General features: G+C 34.9%; 20 protein-coding genes. 1 reads left to right on the top strand and 19 read right to left on the bottom strand.

The genetic code is table 11. The annotated features are described in order from the left end of the window. Positions 1-84 precede the first annotated feature (84 nt). From Q0Y70_RS05340 to rsmG, 15 genes are all read right to left on the bottom strand, one after another. Positions 85-1,311: an ABC transporter permease gene (locus Q0Y70_RS05340; protein ID WP_297817807.1), complete on the bottom strand. Its 1,227-nt coding sequence runs from the start codon at positions 1,309-1,311 to the stop codon at positions 85-87. After that, the gene (locus tag Q0Y70_RS05335) at positions 1,304-2,200 is read right to left on the bottom strand and encodes an ABC transporter ATP-binding protein (RefSeq protein WP_297817805.1); all 897 of its coding nucleotides are present in this window, start codon (positions 2,198-2,200) and stop codon (positions 1,304-1,306) included. The genes Q0Y70_RS05340 and Q0Y70_RS05335 overlap by 8 nt, the downstream gene beginning before the upstream one ends. A 119-nt stretch (positions 2,201-2,319) precedes the next feature. Then, positions 2,320-3,069: an aspartate/glutamate racemase family protein gene (locus Q0Y70_RS05330; protein ID WP_297817802.1), complete on the bottom strand. Its 750-nt coding sequence runs from the start codon at positions 3,067-3,069 to the stop codon at positions 2,320-2,322. A gap of 13 nt (positions 3,070-3,082) precedes the next feature. Then, positions 3,083-4,660, bottom strand: a complete 1,578-nt coding sequence (locus tag Q0Y70_RS05325; RefSeq protein ID WP_297817799.1) for a UDP-N-acetylmuramoyl-L-alanyl-D-glutamate--2,6-diaminopimelate ligase — start codon at positions 4,658-4,660, stop codon at positions 3,083-3,085. A 48-nt stretch (positions 4,661-4,708) separates the two neighbouring features. Then, on the bottom strand, positions 4,709-5,860 hold the full coding sequence (locus Q0Y70_RS05320) for a cell wall metabolism sensor histidine kinase WalK (RefSeq protein WP_297817794.1): 1,152 nt from the start codon (positions 5,858-5,860) through the stop codon (positions 4,709-4,711). A 3-nt stretch (positions 5,861-5,863) separates the two neighbouring features. Further along, positions 5,864-6,550 carry a response regulator transcription factor gene (locus tag Q0Y70_RS05315; protein ID WP_297817790.1) on the bottom strand — a complete coding sequence of 229 codons (687 nt, stop codon included), beginning with the start codon at positions 6,548-6,550 and terminating at the stop codon, positions 5,864-5,866. A gap of 129 nt (positions 6,551-6,679) precedes the next feature. Further along, complete coding sequence (locus Q0Y70_RS05310; RefSeq protein ID WP_297817788.1) at positions 6,680-8,533, bottom strand: ABC transporter ATP-binding protein; 1,854 nt, start codon at positions 8,531-8,533, stop codon at positions 6,680-6,682. A gap of 9 nt (positions 8,534-8,542) precedes the next feature. Beyond that, positions 8,543-10,267, bottom strand: coding sequence for an ABC transporter ATP-binding protein (locus Q0Y70_RS05305; RefSeq protein WP_297817785.1), 1,725 nt, complete (start codon positions 10,265-10,267; stop codon positions 8,543-8,545). 129 nt (positions 10,268-10,396) lie between these two features. Continuing rightward, positions 10,397-11,251, bottom strand: a complete 855-nt coding sequence (locus Q0Y70_RS05300; protein ID WP_297817782.1) for a DUF1129 domain-containing protein — start codon at positions 11,249-11,251, stop codon at positions 10,397-10,399. A gap of 9 nt (positions 11,252-11,260) precedes the next feature. After that, on the bottom strand, positions 11,261-12,361 hold the full coding sequence (gene ychF / locus Q0Y70_RS05295) for a redox-regulated ATPase YchF (RefSeq protein WP_297817779.1): 1,101 nt from the start codon (positions 12,359-12,361) through the stop codon (positions 11,261-11,263). 16 nt (positions 12,362-12,377) lie between these two features. Continuing rightward, on the bottom strand, positions 12,378-12,629 hold the full coding sequence (locus tag Q0Y70_RS05290) for a DUF951 domain-containing protein (protein WP_297817776.1): 252 nt from the start codon (positions 12,627-12,629) through the stop codon (positions 12,378-12,380). Positions 12,630-12,658: 29 nt separating this feature from the next. Continuing rightward, the gene (locus Q0Y70_RS05285) at positions 12,659-13,552 is read right to left on the bottom strand and encodes a ParB/RepB/Spo0J family partition protein (protein ID WP_297817773.1); all 894 of its coding nucleotides are present in this window, start codon (positions 13,550-13,552) and stop codon (positions 12,659-12,661) included. Beyond that, positions 13,536-14,309, bottom strand: coding sequence for a ParA family protein (locus Q0Y70_RS05280; protein ID WP_297817770.1), 774 nt, complete (start codon positions 14,307-14,309; stop codon positions 13,536-13,538). The genes Q0Y70_RS05285 and Q0Y70_RS05280 overlap by 17 nt, the downstream gene beginning before the upstream one ends. A 16-nt stretch (positions 14,310-14,325) precedes the next feature. Beyond that, entirely contained in the window at positions 14,326-15,183 is an 858-nt protein-coding gene (noc, locus tag Q0Y70_RS05275; protein WP_297817767.1) for a nucleoid occlusion protein, read from the bottom strand. Positions 15,184-15,203: 20 nt separating this feature from the next. After that, positions 15,204-15,923, bottom strand: coding sequence for a 16S rRNA (guanine(527)-N(7))-methyltransferase RsmG (rsmG, locus tag Q0Y70_RS05270; protein ID WP_297817764.1), 720 nt, complete (start codon positions 15,921-15,923; stop codon positions 15,204-15,206). A 184-nt stretch (positions 15,924-16,107) separates the two neighbouring features. Here rsmG and Q0Y70_RS05265 point away from each other — a divergent pair, with 184 nt between their 5' ends. Next, a complete protein-coding gene (locus tag Q0Y70_RS05265) occupies positions 16,108-16,644 on the top strand; it encodes a CvpA family protein (protein WP_297817761.1) in 537 nt (178 codons plus the stop codon). 30 nt (positions 16,645-16,674) lie between these two features. Here the strand turns inward: Q0Y70_RS05265 and Q0Y70_RS05260 are convergent, their stop codons facing one another. From Q0Y70_RS05260 to Q0Y70_RS05245, 4 genes are all read right to left on the bottom strand, one after another. Next, the gene (locus Q0Y70_RS05260; RefSeq protein ID WP_297817758.1) at positions 16,675-17,601 is read right to left on the bottom strand and encodes an FAD:protein FMN transferase; all 927 of its coding nucleotides are present in this window, start codon (positions 17,599-17,601) and stop codon (positions 16,675-16,677) included. A 1-nt stretch (position 17,602) separates the two neighbouring features. Continuing rightward, positions 17,603-18,403, bottom strand: a complete 801-nt coding sequence (locus Q0Y70_RS05255; RefSeq protein ID WP_297817755.1) for a tyrosine-protein phosphatase — start codon at positions 18,401-18,403, stop codon at positions 17,603-17,605. A gap of 120 nt (positions 18,404-18,523) precedes the next feature. After that, positions 18,524-19,078: an NADPH-dependent FMN reductase gene (locus Q0Y70_RS05250; RefSeq protein ID WP_297817752.1), complete on the bottom strand. Its 555-nt coding sequence runs from the start codon at positions 19,076-19,078 to the stop codon at positions 18,524-18,526. A gap of 18 nt (positions 19,079-19,096) precedes the next feature. After that, positions 19,097-19,630 carry an NADPH-dependent FMN reductase gene (locus tag Q0Y70_RS05245; RefSeq protein ID WP_297817749.1) on the bottom strand — a complete coding sequence of 178 codons (534 nt, stop codon included), beginning with the start codon at positions 19,628-19,630 and terminating at the stop codon, positions 19,097-19,099. Positions 19,631-19,837: the final 207 nt, after the last annotated feature.

Below are 19,837 nucleotides of genomic sequence, written 5' to 3'. Positions count from 1 at the left end.
CTTCCAGTACGTCTTTATCATACCAAAAAAGCCCCAGAATTAATTCTGAGACTCTTGATTGTTTGTTATTTGTACATCAAAAATTTATTCTTTAATACCTTGTAAAGCACGTTTCATATTTTTCCAGATACCATTATCATCAGTTTGTAAGATAAGACTTGGATAGATCTTTCTAATCCACCAAATTGAGCCTACTAAAAAGGCTAATAATATCACCATAGAAATGCTTGCTTCTAAATTAGTCGCATTTCCCTTGATCAATCTAAGTGGCATCAAGAAGGAAGATAAAAACGGCACATATGACATAATCATTGCAAAAAGGCTATCAGGATTATTAGATAAGCTCAGACTGCTGAAAAAGCCAAGTAAAGTCAAATAAACCAAAGGTTGCACTGCCTTGTTAGCATCTTCTGCCTTTGTAACAATCGCACCACAAACCGCCGCATAGACAATGTATAAGATCAATCCTAAAACAACAAATACTAATCCCCACGAAATTATTTGTCCTAAAACCTGATCAATAGCAGGCTTTATTTGCGCAAATGCATCCTTGACACCATCAATATGAGGGGCCAAATAATAAAAGCCCGAAAACATTACAGCATAAATTAATAACTGCGTAATAATTTCTAGAAAAATCCCTAAAACCTTACCATCAAAATAATTTCCGCCAGGCATACTGGAAAAAATCATCTCCATAATTTTAGTTCCTTTTTCACTTGCAATATCTTGCGCCATAATTGTGCTATATGTCTGAACTAAGAAGTACAATACAAAGATCATAATCCAAAAAGTGGCTGTCTTTAAGCCTTTTTCATCACTAGCAGCTAATTTTTTAGTGTTAGTTTTTTCAGTAAATTTAATTTTTTGAGAAAGTGAATGTAATTGCTGCTGACTAAGTTTAGCATTTCGGAGGTTAAGAGCTTGCTGGTGAGTATTTAAAACTCGTATCAACTCAGTTTTAATATCATTATCCATTTTGTCTGTACCGTAATAAGTTGCACTTAACTGAGCATTCGTATTTTCAACAACAACATAGCCATCAATATCACCATCTTGATTTGCTTTGACAGCTTTAGCTTTAGTTTTAAATATATCAAAATCTTCTGTTTTCTTTAAAGATTGAGCGATGCCTTCATTTTTGCTTACAATTCCTATTTTGGTATTATTATCAAAAGCAGAAGACGAACTCATGCCAAAGAAAAAGGATACCAATAGTACAATAAATGGCATAAAAATCATTAATAAAAATGACCAGTTTTTAACTTCTCTACGGTATGTTTCTTTAGCTACTAACCAAGTTTTATTCATTAATCTCCCCGGCTTTCATTTTAAAAATTTCATCTAAAGTTGGTGGTTCTTGATCAAAAGTTCGTAAATACTCACCATTAGAGAGAGTATTGAAAATCTCTTCTCCATAGCTAGCTTGGCTTAGCCAAAGCTTGTAGATACCGTTATTTTGTAAAATGGCATTTTCTACACCAGGCAACTTTTTAACATCGTCAAGATTTAAATCGGTTCTAATGAATAATCTAGTCAAGCCAAAGTTATTGCGTACATCATTTACATTGCCATTTAAAACGATATGGCCATTATTAATCATTACTACGTCATCACACAATTCTTCAACATTAGACATGGCATGATCTGAAAATAGAATTGTAGCTCCACGATGCTTTTCTTGTAAAATCACATTTTTAATGATTTCAACATTCACGGGATCCAACCCACTAAAAGGTTCATCTAAAATAATCAAGTTGGGATGATGAATCAGTGTGGCAATTAATTGAATTTTTTGCTGGTTACCTTTAGAAAGACTCTTTATCTTATCAGTGAGTTCCCCCTTAACCTCTAATTTTTTCATCCAATCTTGTAAATCACGCTTTACATCATCTTTTTTCATCCCTTTTAAACTAGCTAAGAAACTTACTTGCTCTAAAACCGTTAACTTAGGCATTAAACTACGCTCTTCAGGTAAATAGCCTACAGAATCATAATCATTGCTTGAAAAAGAATGCCCGTCAATAGTGATGGTCCCTTGGTATTTAACGAACTTCAAAATACTATGAAAAAGTGTCGTTTTTCCTGAACCATTTTTACCAATCAAGCCTAATATTTTTCCATTATCTGCATTAAAATTGATATCAAACAAAACTTGTTTGTTCCCAAAGCTTTTATTTAGATTCTCTACTTGTAACATATTCTTTCTTTCCGAGTAAAATTTATCAAAATTAAGCTTAATTATATCAATATCTTTCTTAAAAATCTTTATCATACCAAAAAAGCCCCAGAATTAATTCTGAGACTCTTGATTGTTTGTTATTTGTACATATATTTAGCCGTTGCTTTTTTCGGATCCATACCATTTCTAATTTTCAAAGCTAGTTCAATTGAAACATCAGCAATAATAGATTGTGGATCAATGACATTATATGGATGATCAGGTGCTTTTTCTTGAGCTAAGGATAATTCAGTACATCCCAATAAAATCACATTACAGCCGTATTTATCGTGCATGGTGCGCAAGATTTTGTGGTAAAGGTCCGGATCAACGATTCCTTTTTCTTTGATATCGCTATAGATCAATTCATTTACCATCGGTTGAATTTCACTACCACCTAATTCTGCCTTTTTGCCAACTCGCTTTAGTTCATCTACATATAAGTGATCATAAATAGAGCCTTCTGTAGCAATTAAGCCGATCTTGTCTTCTTTAGGGAAATCTTCCACAAACTTATGCACGGCAATCCGCATCATGTGTAAAAATGGAATGTCAGTTAAAGCAGCTAAATCATCGTAAAAATAATGTGCAGTATTACATGGCATTACAAAGAAATCTGGATTTAGCTTAGCTTGACCTAAGACGTCCTCTTTTAAATCCAAGAAAAAGTTTGGCTGGGTATGATCCTTGATGTAAGCCGTTCTGTCAGGAATTTGGGCATCATTTACCAAAATATAATTCAAATAATCTTGGTCTTTGGTTATCTTTACACGATGGTTAATTAAGCGAACATAACTTTCAGTCGCAATAGTTCCCATCCCGCCAATAATTGAGAAAAAATGCTTCATACTTCTATCCTAACTAGTCTTCTTTTTCTGCATCTTTTTCTAATTCGTTAATGACTCTTTCGGCAACTTTAATATCAGTTGGATATGGAGTATCTACACCACGAATCTTTTGGAAAGGATCTGCACCTTTACCACAAATTAAGACGATATCATCTTTATGTGCCATAGCTATTGCATCATGAATCGCTTTTTCACGATCTAATTCAATAGTGACATCAACTTTTGTATGATCAATACCGGCATCAATTTCTTCAGCAATGTCTTGAGGATCTTCAAAGCCTGGATCATCAGTAGTTAAAAATGCTTTATCTGCATAAGCCGTTAAACTTTCACTAAAACCAGGACGGCGAGAAACTCCCTTATCGCCTGGTGCACCAACTACAACAATAATCTTAGGATTGTTAAATTCCTTCTTCATAAAGCCCATCAAAGCCATCATAGAAGCTTTATTGTGTGCATAGTCAACAATCACAGTTCCATGTCCGTGAGAAGGTAAGGCTTCCATTCTACCAGGAATAGTTACATGGCGAATTCCCTTAGCACATTGTTCATGATTTTCGCCGGCTAAACCTGCACCGATAATTGCTGCTGTACCATTCATTTCATTGAAATCACCAATCATTTGCAAGGTGTATTCACCAGCAATTGGTAACTTTTTAGCTTTTTCAGACGCACAAAATAGCTTGAACTTAGTTTCTGCCATATCAGTTTCAATTGATTGGTATCGAAAATCGATTGGTTGTTTCAAGTTTGGATTTTCAAAGTCATTGCTTGAAAATAGATAGATACTGTCAGGATTAGTAGTCGTCGTTGCTGCAGCATAAATCTCATCAAAATGATCTGACATTGCGTTAATAATACACTTACGTGAGTTAACCATAAGCTGCAGCTTGCAGTGTAAATAATCTGCAAAGTTAGGGTGTTCATTTGGACCAATATGGTCAGGCGTAATATTTAAGAAAAATCCTAGATCATAAGTTAAGCCAAACACACGATTTTTCTTATAAGCTTGGCTTGAAACTTCCATTACTAAGTGAGTCATACCATTATCCACAGCAGTTCTCATATCACGGAATAAGTCCAAACTTTCTGGTGTAGTTAAACTAGACTTAAAGCGGTCTTCAGGCTTGGGGCCCACCACATCATCAACTGAAGAAATTAAAGCAGTACGTCCACCATTAATTTCATCAAGCATCCCTTTTAAGAAGTACGCTGAAGTAGTCTTTCCCTTAGTTCCAGTAAATGCCACAACATATAAATCATCTTGTGGAAATCTAAAAAATGCCGCAGAAAGAAGTGCCATCGCTTTTGAAACATCACGAACAATTAAAGCGTGCATTCCTTTTCCTTCTGGATAAGGTTGTTCAGCCACATAACAAATAGCCCCATTATCTTTGGCCATTGATAAATAAGTGGGTCTAAAGCCTGCTCCTTTACAAAAGAATAGAGTATTAGTTTTGATATCACGTGAATCATAAGAAATGTAGTCCATCTTAGTTGGAACTGCATCTTGAACTGCACTTGACTTAAGTAAGTGGTGCTCTTTTAAGATTAAAATACACGTATTTAATGTAATGCTAGATTCGCTCATTATTTCTCTCCAAATATAAATCAATTCAGCATAAATTATAGCACACCACTATTTAGCTTGTGGTCCATTTAAAGGTAATCGAATAATAAAACTTGTCATCTTAGCATCAGACTTACAAGTAATCTCACCGCCATGTAAGGCAATTATGCTTTGAGTAATTGCTAAACCTAAACCGGTACCTCCGGTTTTTAAGTTTCTAGATGTTTCTACTCGATAAAACCTTTCAAAAATCTTTTTCAAAGATTTAGCTGGAATCTGCTCACCATTATTTTCAACTCGCAGTTCAACTTGATCATTATTTATTTTGTTAGCAATTAAATAAATTTTTGTAGCCCCATGTCCATATTTTAAAGCGTTAGAAATCAAATTATTTAAAACCCGGACGATCATTTTTGCGTCAGCTTGCATGGTTAAATCATAAGGTCGACAAGTAACTTCAAAACTAATATTTTTCTTTTCGGCTTCTAATTCAAAACCCGCTTCTACTTGCTCAAGCATTGAATTTACATGTAACGGAGCTAAGACAAGTTTAGTTTTTGTTGATGAGCGCAAAGTAGTGTATTCAAAGAGGTCATCAGCTAGTGATTTCATTTGCAAAGCCTTATCGTAGGCGATTGTTACGTATTTTTTGCCATCGGCATCATTTATATTAGGCTGCGTTTTTAATAGCCCTAAATAGCCGATAATTGACGTTAAAGGCGTTCGAATATCATGTGAGACATTCGTGATCAGATCATCTTTTGATTGTTCAATCTGCCTTTCTTCTTCCATCGAAGCAACCGTACTATCAACTAAAGCATTGATTGAATCAATAACTTTTTGTAAATCTGTTTTAACAATAAATGGAATGCGATGGTCCAGATGTCCATCTGCAATATAGTGTAATTCACTAATTACATGCCGCAGCTGCATTTGGTGATAGCGACGAATCAAGCGCCAGTAAACCACAATTGCGTCAAAAATCAGCATGATTATAATAAAGCCACGTTGCCAAGACCATAAATGCGTTCCATTCCACAATGTGATGGTCTTTTTTAAAAAATAAATGCTATTTTCTAAGCGTGGATCATTAAGCACTGCTAAATTAATTAAGATAACTACAGATAAATTGAGTAAAAGCAAGAGAATAACAGTAATTACACCCTCACCAAATAATTCACTTTTTTCTCTAGTAGTTAATTTAACTTTTTGTTTTTTCATTGACTAAGCTTCTACTTTGTATCCTACACCCCATACAGTTTGAATAACTTCTTCACCATTAGTAGCTTTTTGAATTTTATCACGTAAGTGAGACACGTGAACCATCACAGTCTTAGCCGATACAACAGATTCTTGTTGCCATACACGTTCAAAAATTTCATCAGCACTAAAGACGCGGTTAGGATGGCTAGCGAGCATATATAAAATCCCAAATTCCAAAGCTGTCAATTGAATGGTGGTACCATCGATAGTTTTTACTTCGTGAGAATCTTTATTAATTACTAAAGGTCCAACTTCCAAAATATCTGGCTTATCAGTTTTTACTTCTTTTTGGCTTCGACGAAGAAGAGAACGTACACGAGCCATAACTTCCAAAGGATTAAATGGCTTTACTACGTAATCATCTGCACCAGTGATTAGACCTTGAATTTTATCCATATCGCCAGTTTTAGCAGAAACAACTAAAATTGGAATTTCTGAATCTTTTCTCACTTCTTTAATAACTTCAATTCCTGACATTTGCGGCATCATGATATCCAAAATCATACATGCAATATCTGGATTAGTAGAAAGCTTGGTTAATGCTTCCTTACCGCTATAAGCAGCTAATGGCTCATAGCCTTCATTTTTTAAGTAGATACTTAAAAGTTCTACGATTTCTTTATCATCATCAACGACTAAAATTTTCATGGAGAAAAGTCCTCCTTATACATTTATTTTCTTGTTAATAATATTTTACCCATTTTTTGTAACTAAAATATAGTTACGTCTTTCCTTAATAAAATTATAAAAAAAGATGCGCTCAATGAGCACATCCCTTTATTGGATTTCACGTTTACCAGTATATAATTCGTAATAATAACCCTTTTGAGCAAGTAATTCTTGTTGATTACCGCGTTCGATGATGCGGCCATGATCAAGTACTAAAATAAGGTCTGAATTTACAATAGTGGAAAGTCTGTGAGCAATTACAAAACTAGTTCTACCCGCAAGCAAATTATCCATCCCAGCTTGAACCATCTTTTCAGTTCTAGTATCAATACTTGATGTAGCTTCATCTAAAATCATCACTGGCTCATCAGCAATCATAGCACGGGCAATACTCAGCAATTGTTTTTGTCCTTGAGAAAGGTCACTACCATCACCATCAATTACAGTCTCATAGCCGTGATCAAGTTCATGAATAAATTCATCAGCATGAGCTAAACGAGCTGCCTGATAAACTTCATCATCACTAGCATCTGGCTTACCAAAGCGAATATTATCCATAACTGTTCCTGTAAACAAGTGCGTTTCTTGTAAGACAATTGACAAGGAGTGTCGCAAATCGTTTTTTCTAATCTGAGAAATCGGAATTCCATCGTAAGTGATGGTCCCAGAATCGATTTCATAAAAACGATTTAACATGTTAGAAATTGTTGTTTTACCTGCTCCAGTTTCTCCAACTAAAGCTACTTTCATACCAGGTTTAGCATTGATATTAATATCATGTAAAATTGGATGATCTGGTACATAAGAAAAGTTTACATGGTCAAAAATTATATGTCCCTTAATCGGAACTTTTTTGATTTGGCCATCTTTTTCAGGAACATTCCAATACCATTGACCTTTAACTTTTTCATCTTTAGATATAATAACGTCGCCGTTATCCACTTCAGAAGGTTGATCAAGTAGTTCAAATATTCTGCCGGCACCTGCCAAAGCTAAAACAATTGAATTCAATTGCTGAGAAATTTGAGCAATTGGCATTGAGAAAGATTTTGATAATTGCAAGAATGATGCAATTGCACCTAAAGTAAGTGGGGCCCAACCATTGATTGCCACTGCTCCACCTAAAAAGGCAATCAAAACATAAAGTAAGTTTCCCATATTTCCCATGATTGGGAACAAAATAGTCGCATAAGTGTTGGCTTTTCCAGAGGCTTGTCTCAATTGTTCGTTGAATCCATCAAAGCCTGCCTTAGATTGTGGTTCATGAGAAAAGACTTTAATAACTTTCAAACCATTGAGCATTTCTTCATCGTAGCCATTGATTTGACCCAATTTTTCCTGTTGAACTTTAAAATAAAAACTTGACTTTTTAGTTAAAAATTTAACTATTCCAATTGAAAGTCCAAACACTAAAAATGAGAACAGAGTTAATTGCCAACTTAAAGAAAACATAGCAACAACTACAAAAAGCAAGCTTAACCCCGAATTAACAAATTGTGGAATCGATTGTGAAACCATTTGCATCAAAGTATCAATATCATTGGTATATCTACTCATAATGTCGCCGTAGTTATTTTGATCAAAATATGAAATTGGTAACGACTCCATATGAGTAAACATTTGATTACGGATATTGAATTGAACTTTTTGAGCTAAGATTGCCATCAATACGTTAAACAAATATCCTGCTAAAACTCCAATTGCAAAAATACCGCCCATGAATAAGACAGCTTCAAGTAATGGAGCAAAATTAGGATTACTTTGGCGGGTAAGAGGCGCGATATATTGATCAATCAATCTCTCAATAAATAGTGATCCATAAACGCTAGCACCTGCACTAACAATAATACTGATCATTGAAATGATGAGCATTGATGGCGAAGTGCGATAAACAACTTTTAATAAACGACCGAGGTTTTGTCTACGATTCCCCTTAATTTGGCCTTGTTTAGTTTGATCCATCTATCTCACCTACTTTCCTTGATCATCTTGGTATGTAGCAATTGAACGATAAAGCTCATTTTTCTTCATCAATTCATCGTGAGTACCAATGTCTTCAATTTTTCCATGATTCATTACAATAATACGATCGGCATCTTTAATCGACACAATTCTTTGAGAAATGATAATCTTAGTTGTTTCAGGCATATCATCGCGCAAAGCTAAGCGAATTTCTCTTTCAGTATTAGTATCAACAGCAGACGTAGAATCATCTAAAATCAAAATTTTTGGATTCTTTAAAAGAGCACGTGCAATTGTGATACGTTGTTTTTGTCCACCAGAAACATTATTACCACCTTGTTCAACCATCGTATCATAGCCATCTGGCATCTCGCGAATAAAGCCATCGGCATGGGCAACTTTGGCTGCAGCAATAACTTGCTCATCACTTGCATCTTCATTACCCCACTTAAGGTTTTCTTTAACCGTACCAGAAAATAGAACATTATTTTGTAAGACCATGGCTACGTTATCACGCAAGGTCTTCAAATCATATGACTTAACATTGTGTCCGCCCACTCTAACAGCACCTGAAGTTGCATCATAAAGACGCGGAATCATCGAAACTAGTGTCGACTTGGAAGAGCCTGTCTCACCGATAATTCCAATGGTTTCTCCTGGTCTGATTCTAAGATTAATGTCATCTAAGGCTAAGTGTTTTTCACCTGGTTCATATTTAAAGTTTACATGGTCAAAAACAATTTCTCCATTAGTTACTTCTTTAAGAGGCTTTCTAGGATTTTCAATAGCAGGCTCTTCAGTTAAAACATCTGCAATACGTTTACCACTTGCATTCGAAATAACTAATTGCGTTGCGATCATTGCTAAAATATTCAAACTAAATAAAACAGAATTTGAATATGAAAACATGGAAACCAATTGTCCAGTTTGTAAACTGCCTCCCACGATTTCTTTAGCACCAAACCAAGAAATTAGTAACATCGACAAATCTAAGATAAATGTCAAAAGTGGGACATTAAGTGACATGATCTTTTGCGCAGTCGAGAATAATCTATAAATAAAACCAGTAGATTCCTCTGCCTTTTCTATTTGAGATTCTTCTTGAACATAAGTCTTAACTTCACGAATACCACGGACGTTTTCACGGACAACTTGATTTAAATTATCATATCCCTTAAAAATTCTAGGAAAATATGGATATGCACTTTTAATAATTAAAAATAAGCCAATGATCAAGATAGGCCCTAAAATAACAAAGATCAATGCTAAACGAGGACTGATGACAAATGACATAATAACAGAAAAAATTAACATTAAAGGTGCGCGCACCGCAATTCGAATTAACATTTGATACGCATTTTGCACGTTTGTTACATCTGTTGTAAGTCGTGTTACCAAACTTGCACTAGAAAATTTATCGATATTTTCAAAAGAAAAATCTTGAATATGATAAAACATGTCTTTTCGCAAATTAGCCGCAAATCCCGCTGCCGCATGAGCAGAAACAAAACTGGCTGCTGCCCCGGTAGCTAAAGATAATAAAGTAATTATGAATAAAATAAGCCCCCATTTATTGATGTAGCCCATATTTCCTTTCATAATTCCTTTGTCGATTAGAATTCCTACTAAATATGGAATTAACATTTCAATTAATACTTCGATAGCTACTAAAACCGGCGATGTGAAAGACATTTTTTTATATTGTCTAATCGACTTTCGCAAGGTATTAATCATAAATGACCTCCCTTTTTAAAAATAATGCAGAAAACAAAATAAATAGACGACTCTGCGCCTATTTATTAGTTTTCGAGCTAAAAATACAACCTACAAAGTAGTTATTAACTACTTATATTAGCCCTTTTTTTATTTTTCGTCACGTTGTCTTGCCTGCTCCATCCTAGCTTGACGAACAGGATCAACAATATGGTAACGTTTCTTTAAGTAGTAACGAACTGCAAATGCGATGGCTGCAATCACAATTAAAACCCATGGATTAAGTGGTGGATTAATTGCTGCTACCGGTTTTAAGCTAGTTGCAGTCACCCATACAAACATCAAAATAACTGCGCCAATGCCGCCTAAGACAATTTTCCAAGTTGGCTGACGGTCTGACTTAGGTTTAATAATCCAATTATTGTAGTATGCCATTAAAATTCCTAAGCCAAAGACTAAAACAATCAAGGTAATGATTCCAAGTTGACCTTGTTTTTGAGCTTTTGGACCGGAAAACAATTCAACAATACCGTAAAGACCACCAAATAAAGCTAAATAAAACAAGCTGCTATCTAGTACTTGAAGCCAGAAGTTTTGTTTTACAGGTTTTGCTTTAGGATGAGCTAATTCATGAGCTTTTTGGCTTGGTGACATTTGATAAAGCGTACTTGCAGGAATACCTTTATGTTGAGCAATAATAATTTCAGGTAAGATATTATCAATTGCCGGTTCCACTTGATTCATTGAAAAGTTTTCGTTATCAAGCAAGAACTTTTCCAAACGAAAAACATAATCAGAGTTTTTATTACTGAGTTTACTACGTAATTCCTTAGGATCAGTATTTTTAATATCTTCTTCGTGATCTGCTTGTTGTGCTTTTTTCTTTAATTTAGCTTGTTGACTTGCACTTGCTACTTGGTTTTTGCTATTTTGCGTTTCTTGAGATTTTTCATCTTTAGCAGCATTTTGGAGATTTTCATTTTCTTGTTCTTTTTTTGAATCCATCCGCTTCTCCTAAACGTTAAATCTAAATTCAATAATATCACCGTCTTGAACAACATAGTCTTTTCCTTCAAGACGTAATTTTCCTGCTTCTTTAACTTTTTGCATGGTTTCTAACTCATTCAAATCATCAAATGAAACAACCTCTGCACGAATAAAACCACGTTCAAAGTCTGAGTGAATAACACCTGCAACTTGAGGTGCTTTCATACCTTCATGGAAAGTCCAGGCACGAGTTTCAGGACCCCCTGCAGTAAAGAATGTGCGAAGTCCTAAAATGTGGTAAGCAGCTTTAATCAAACGATCAAGACCGGATTCTTCAACGCCTTCCATTTCAAGGAATTCTTTTCTTTCATCATCATCCATTGAGGCTATTTCTTCTTCAGTTGCTGCACTAATCCCCAAAGCTTCTGCATTTTCACTTTCAGCATGTTTTTTAACGATTTGATAATACTTATCACTTTCTGGATCAGCCATTGAACTTTCAGCAATATTAGCAACATAAATCACTGGTTTAGAAGTAAGTAAAAATAAACCTTTAACAATCTTTTGTTCATCTTCATTAAAGTCAATTGAACGAGCAGCTTTGCCTTCTTCAAGAACTGGCTTCAATTTATTCAAAACTGCCATTTCGGCTTTAGCTTCCTTATCACCTTGTTGAGCTACTTTTTGAACTTTTCCAATACGGCGGTTAACTGCATCTAAATCAGCAATTGCTAATTCAAGATTGATAGTATTGATATCTTCTTCAGGATCAACTTTACCTGTAACTGAAGTAATATTATCATCATCAAATGCACGTACTACATGAACAATGGCGTCAGTTTGACGAATGTTTTCAAGGAACTTATTTCCTAAGCCTTCACCCTTAGAAGCACCTTTAACTAATCCAGCAATATCAGTAAATTCAAATGTTGTATGTACAATCTTTTTAGCTGGAATCAATTCTTGAATTCTTGCCAAACGTGAATCTGGTACTTCAACCATTCCCACATTAGGTTCAATAGTGGCAAATGGATAGTTTGCCATTTCAGCTCCAGCTTTAGTAATCGCGTTAAACAAAGTTGACTTTCCTACGTTTGGTAAGCCAACGATACCTGCAGTTAATGCCATTTCTTTCTCCTTTTATCTAATCTCCAAAATGAGGTACAACAATTTCATCTGTTGGGACATAATATTCTAAGTTCTTAGCTTTTGGATCATCTGCCATTGTCACGACCTTTTTTAATCGCTTATTAAAATCAGATCGTGGCATCATAACGATATGACCGCATCCCATACATTTAAGGCGAATATCTGCACCCATTCGTAAGATTTCCCACTTATTTTCGCCACAAGCATGTGGTTTTTTCATCTGAACTAAATCACCCAAATGATACATGAAAAACCTCCAATAAATTATAAACCTTTTTATTCTTTATCTAGGTTAACACCTAAAAGATCTAAAATTCGATTTAATTCCTCTGTAGAAGCAAAATCAATCGCCAAATGACCATTTCCTTTTTTACCTTCCGTAATGTTAACAGAGGTTCCAAATTTTCCAGCCAATTGGCTTTCACTAGCACGAATAAAAGCGGATTTTTTGATACGCTTAGGTTTAGGCTGCTTATTTTTTTCGTTCATCTTGTTAACTAACGATTCTAGTTGACGAACAGTAATTCCTTCTTTTACAACCTTTTTTGCTAAAGCATCAATACCCTCTTTATTTTTCAAACCTAGCAAAGTTCTAGCCTGTCCCATTGACAGTTCGCCATGTTGAAGCAGACGCTTTGTTTTTTGAGGAAGAGTCAGCAAACGTAAATAATTAGCAATATATGGGCGAGACTTTCCTAAACGCTTAGAAACTTCTTCTTGAGTCAACCCAAGATTTTTTTGAAGCATCTCATAAGCTTGGGCTTCTTCAAGAGGAGTCAAATCTTCACGTTGCAGATTTTCAAGTACTGCAACTTCCATCATTTGTGCTTCATCAAATTGACGTTCAATAGCTGGAATAGTCTTCTTTTTCGCTAATTTAGAAGCACGATAGCGACGTTCTCCTGCAATTATTTCATAGCCACTAACAGCTGATTTTCTAACAATTATCGGCTGGAAAACTCCATTTTCTTTAATAGATTCAGCTAATTCTTTTAAACTCTTATCATCAAAAGTTTTCCGGGGCTGATAAGGATTAGGACGAATTTCATCCAAAGCAATTTCATTAACTTCTTCAGTTTCTTGTACTTGAGGACTTTCTTCAAATAAAGCTTCTAAGCCTTTTCCAAGTCCTCTTTTTTTAGATTCTTTATCTTTAATATTTCTTGTCATGAGCTTTTAGCACCTCTTTTGCTAGAGAGTCGTAAACTTGTGCACCACGAGATTTAGGTGCATATTCGGTAATTGGTTTACCATAACTTGGAGCTTCCGCAAGTTTCGTAATTCTAGGAATGATCGTTTTATAAACTTTTTTACTAAAGTAAGATTGAACCTCTTTGACAACATCAGCACCCAGATTAGTTCGAGCATCAAGCATTGTAAGTAAAACGCCTTCTACGCCCAAATTTTTGTTGAAGTGCTTTTGAACCAAACGAATGGTATTGAGCAATTGACTCAAACCTTCCATTGCGTAATATTCGCTTTGTACTGGGATCAAAATGGAATCCGAAGCGGTAAAAGCATTGATTGATAATTGTCCTAAAGAAGGAGGACAGTCAATAAAGATAAAATCATATTGATCTGCTACTTCATCAATTCCTTGTTTTAATCTAGTTTCTCGTGCCATTAAAGATGTTAATTCCATCTCAGCACCAGCTAATTGAATAGTTGCTGGAACTGCATCTAAATTCTTAGCAGAGGTATGATGAATAGTTTCTGAAATCGGAATTTCATCAATCAAAACATTATATACATCTTTATCAACTGATGATTTTTCAATTCCTAATCCTGAAGTCGCGTTTCCTTGCGGATCAATATCCACAATTAACACTTTATAGCCATGGGCAGCAATACTTGCTCCTAAATTAATGGTAGTAGTTGTTTTACCTACTCCACCTTTTTGGTTTGCAACTGATATAATCTGAACCATTTTGTCTCCTTAACGCCTACTTTCTCAGCAGCTCAATCGTAATTTTATATGAATCTTCTTCTTTGTCTTCTTTATATTTGACTTCTAAACCGGATTCACGGGCCATTTTAATTGCTTGTTTAATTGTATTAACTTGCACTTTAAAATCATTGCCAGTTCTAATGATAGGTTTTTTCTTTTTCGGCTTTTTTACAACTTGATCTTTTTGCTCTTGTGCAGCTAAAGATTCAAAATAACCATCAAGATCTTCAACCATAGCCTCAGTTTCTTTGACAGTAAGTCCTTTTTTTACAACTTCACTGACAGCTCGATCTTGATCTTCGTTATTTAAAGCTAAAAGTGCCCGTCCATGACGTTGGCTAATTTTTTTAGAAACTAAAAAACTCTGCACCTTCGGCGTCAAGCGTAATAATCTGATCTTATTTGCCACATAAGATTGAGTTTTTCCAACTTGCTTAGCTAGCTCAGTTTGGGTTAAATTATTAACTTTCATTAACTCAATATAAGCTTGGGCTTCATCAATTGGATTAAGGTCTTCACGTTGCAAATTTTCGATCAAAGCAAGTGAGGCAACTTTATCATCATCCATATCTTCCACAATAGCTGGAATTTTAGCCCACATTAAAGACTGAGCAGCTCGATAGCGGCGTTCACCTGCAATTATTTCGTATTTTTCTGGATCATCGCTATCTTGACGAACAACAATAGGTTGAAGCAACCCCTGCTCTTTCAAAGTTTGAGCTAATTCAGTAATTGATTCATCATTAAAAGTTCTTCTTGGTTGATAGCGATTAGGAACAATTCTATCTAATTCAATTTCTTGAACCTGTTTATTTTCTGGGACCTTATTTTTATGTCCAAAAAATAGTGCCATGTCCTCTTCCTCCAATAACTTTATAGTGGTTTACGGTTAGGAGTACCCGCTTGACGTGGATACTTTTTCGGAGTCTTAGCTACTTTTTTAACTAATACTAAATTTCTTTCATCATCTGTATTAGGTAATGTCAGTTCAACTATCTTTTTAGTTTTCCCGCCTAAAAGTTTAATTGCATCTTTAGCATCATTTAATTCTTCACTAGCCTTCGGTCCCTTTAATGCCACAAAATAGCCGTCTTGTTTAACTAACGGCAAGCAGTATTCACTCAATACACTCATTCGAGCTACTGCTCTAGCTGTGACAATATCAAATTTTGCTCGTAAGTCAGGATTTTGACCAGCATCTTCAGCACGTGCATGCACCAAACTGACGTCTGTTAAGCCAAGTTTTTTTACTAATTGATCCAAAAACTTGAGCCTTTTACCTAAAGAATCAATAATCGTAACCTTTAAATCAGGACGCAAAATCTTGATTGGTAAAGACGGAAATCCAGCGCCTGCGCCAACATCACATAAGCTAGCATCCTTTTTAAAAACATCCGGAAAAACAAATAATGGAGTCACACTATCATAAAAATGCTTTAAATAAACCTCAGATTCATCAGTGATTCGTGTGAGATTTACTTTTTCATTTACTTCAATCAAATCTTGATAATAAGTAGCAAATTGTTTTCTTTGCTCCAAAGAAAGCTCGATGCCTTTTTCTAAAAGAGCTTTTTCAAAAACTTCTGGATTCATTTTTCACCCGTGAAACCTTGTTTCACATTCTATAATTTACCTCAAAACTGCATAAATAACAATTTTATTTTTATGCTTAACGTATTAATTATGGAGTATTTTTTATAAATCGTCAAAGAAACTAATAGGATTAACTAAAAGTAATTTTTATCGGTTATAATATTAGCCAAAGGAGAGGATTGCGTTGATTGTTACATTATTAGTCTTACTATACTTAGGCTATCAAACCTATAAAGGCTATAAACTTGGTTTTTCTAGACGGATAATAAATTTGATTTTTGCAGCAATTATTTTTGCGGCAGCTATTTTAGGTCAAAACAATTTGGGAAATTGGTTTTACACTCAATTTTCAGGCAGCGTAGTTCCAACTAGCGGTAATACCCCTTTAGAATTAATGGGATATCGATTCTTAGCTTTCTTTATCATTTTCTTTATTGGAAAGATGATTGTCAAAATTATCAAAGGCTGGCTACCAACTAAAGATCCTAATAAAAAGGGATTTGGAACTTTATTAGATAACGTTTTAGGAGCATTAATTTCATTGGTGGCGGCATATTTTGTAGTTTATGTTGTTTTGTCAATGTGTAATGTCTTTCAAAATCAATGGTTTATCCAACAAACGATTGATTCACCAATTCTACGTGCAATAATTTACAACACACCAGGTCTTTCAAACGGTGTCTTTAAGGCTGTTTTTGGTATCAGTCGAACTTTAGGATAATAAAAGGCGAGATTTTTGTCTCGCCTTTTTTCATACGCCAACGCGTTCAATTTGATCATCGTTATAAATAAAAATAGCTCCGTAGCGGCCCTCTTTTTCATTTTGCCAATCTTTAATTGGAGAACCTGCAAAAAATAATCTCTTGCATTCAAGCTCCGCTTGAACAGAATCACGTGTAAACAAGGTTACACCTGCTACATTAGTTTTAACAGGATACCCCGTTTTAGGATCAATAATATGGTGATATTTCTTACCATTTATTTCTAAGAAGCGCTCATAAGTACCAGATGTTACTGCTGAGCACTCACTAATGGTAGCTGTAGTCAAATTGTCCCCACGTTTTTTCTTAGGATCTTGCACACCCAAAACCCACTTGCCATCTTCTCGGCGTGGACTTGAGCCAACAAATAAGACATTTCCACCTAAATTAATAATTCCAGCACGAATATCATATGCATGCCATAAATCTCGGATTCGATCGGCAATATACCCTTTGGCAATACCGCCTAAATCAAGTTCCATTCCTTTTTTAGTTAGAAAGACTGTTTGATTATTATCATCCAAAATCACATCATCGGGATCAGTTAAAGCCATTTTCTCTTTGATTTGTTCATCTGTTGGAACATGGGCTCCTTTAAAACCAATATGCCATAATTTTACAACCGGGCCAATAAGTGCATTAAAGCCAAAATTTTCACGACTTTTTTCTACCGCTAATTTAATCAGACGATATGTACTGGTAGAAACTTGGACTGGATGAAGTCCCGCTGCATGATTTACATCCATTACTTCAGATTCATCTCGATTAACTGTTAGTCGATCTTCATAGCCATTAATTAATCTAAACGACTGATCTAAAATAAATTCATCGCGTGAACCAAATATTTGGAGTGTAATAATGGTTCCTAATGCGCGACCTACTTTTGAAATTTGCTTTTGAGAATAATCTTCGATCATCTTATGCCTTCTTTGGTTCTAAATATAGATTACGTAATTGCTCAACCATATCTTGGCTTACACCAATTTGATTTTTAAGGTATTCATCTAAGCCGCCGTATTCTTTATCAATTAATAATAATGCGGTATCTAAATATTCGTTAGCCACACTACCTAAAGAACGCATACATGCTCTTAAGATATCATTGCCGCCTTCCTTGATTATTTTTTTATCTAAGCGGCTACGATAATCAGTTAAAGCATAATTAGAGTATAAATAATCTTGACGAATAATCGACATATTTACTCCTAGAATATGGAGGATATATAAGCTCGCAAAACCTGTTCTGTCTTTTCCTTCAGAGCAATGATAAATTGTTGCTCCTGTCTCATTATTTGCCAATAACTCTAACAGCTTATAGTAAGCCTTTTGTGAGTGTTGTGAGTTTACTGTAATTTCATATTGATGGCACATCCCCTTAAAGCCTGCATATTGGTCCTTGTCATACATCTTACGCAATGTTTCTCTTTTTTCATCAGGAACACCAACTTTTTCGTCCTCATGAACTGAAATATCAAAATGTTCTACATTTGCAGGTACTTTATCTGGCCAATTTCTAATTTCAGTTGGAGTCCGTAAATCCACAATTTTATTTAAACCGTAATTAACCAAATAATCCTCATCTTCTGAGGTCATATTCACTAGTTTGCCAGTACGCAATAAGCGCTGGCTCTTTATTTTTCTACCATCAAGACCTTCATAAGCTCCTAAATCACGAGCATTTGGGACTTTGTTTAATGGTAAGTTAAGTGGCTCTATCATCCACTTCACCATCCTTCATTTTTTATACTTTTTTCTCTTCATGGCTAATTTTAGCTTATTTATGACATAAAGAAAAAGAAAACTAGGTGAAAATCTAGTTTTCTTTTTCTCGTGATGTTTTTATTTTTGACTTTGTTTTACGAAAGCAACAAAGTTCTCAAATGCATCATCAACACTCTTAATTGCAGCTTCATCTAACAAATCACCAGTATTTTTATCAAATTTATCTGCGGCATGTCCAATCAAAACTTCATTTCCTGGCAAAACATTAGCACTTTGGTCAGGTGAGAGCAAAATTTCACGCATTTCTTCTTGTGCTCTTGAAGCACCTTGAATTCCGTAAGAAGTACCCAAAACCATTACTGGCTTCATCTTCATAACGTTGCCATTGCCTTGAGCATGACTACCAGTCCATTCCATAGCGGACTTTAAGGAAGATGGAATACCATGGTCATATTCTGGAGTTGAGATAATAATACCATCCGCTTGGGTAATTTTATCTCTAAATTCATCGATTCGGCTATCTGGTTGAGCTTCTTTTTTAAATTGAGGAAGATCAGCAATTTCAAAAACTTCAATATCTGCTTGATCCTTATAGCGTTTTGCCATAAATTGTTCTAAAAAACGATTATATGAAAAGTCAGCATTTGTACCAACGATTGCGAGTAATTTCATCAGCGTAATCTTCCTTCCTTATTTAACTTCGTTATAAAATTCGTCAAATTCATCAAAGAAGTGGTCTAAGAATTTAACGGTTCCTTCAGGTAAATCACCATTTTCGTCAAATTGTTTTGGTGCAGTTCCCATCATGAATTCATCGCCGTTAAACACTTTTGCACTAAAACCTGGTGAAGCTAAAACCATCTTCAAGTGGCTTTGTCCACGAGCAGAACCTTGTGACAAAACTGAAGTTCCGACAATAACTACTGGCTTGTTCTTAAATGGGTGTTCAACTGAAGAAAGCCATTCTAAAGCACTCTTTAAAGCTGAAGAAACTGAGTGTTGTTGTTCAGGAGTTGCAATTAAAACTGCATCAGCGCCTTGAATTTTTTGTGATAATTCTTTTACGCTGTCAGGCTCTTGCATCCCTTCTTTAAACATTGGCAAATCTTTAATCTCTGCCAATTCAATCTCATATCTATTTTCGAAATGTTTTTGGATAAACTGTAACAAATCACGGTTATATGAGTGATCTGCATTACTTCCCACGATAGCAAGTAATTTCATATATTTCACCTTTCTTTTTCTTCTTTTAAAAAATCTATTCAGAATTATTATACAACTTGAGTTATAGTTACAAAATCTATTATTTATTATCTTTTAGACAAACTTAAATTAATTATTTATACAAAAAAAGGGCTCTATACTTTTTCCTGTTGATAGCAGATTATGATATCCTATCGACAGGATTTTTTATTGCATAAAGAAAGAGGC

Origin of the sequence: uncultured Lactobacillus sp. (genome assembly GCF_947367085.1) — a bacterium.
Taxonomy (GTDB): domain Bacteria; phylum Bacillota; class Bacilli; order Lactobacillales; family Lactobacillaceae; genus Lactobacillus.
The sequence above is the reverse complement of the archived record's forward strand: the minus strand, read 5'-3'. Positions and strand labels throughout refer to the sequence as shown.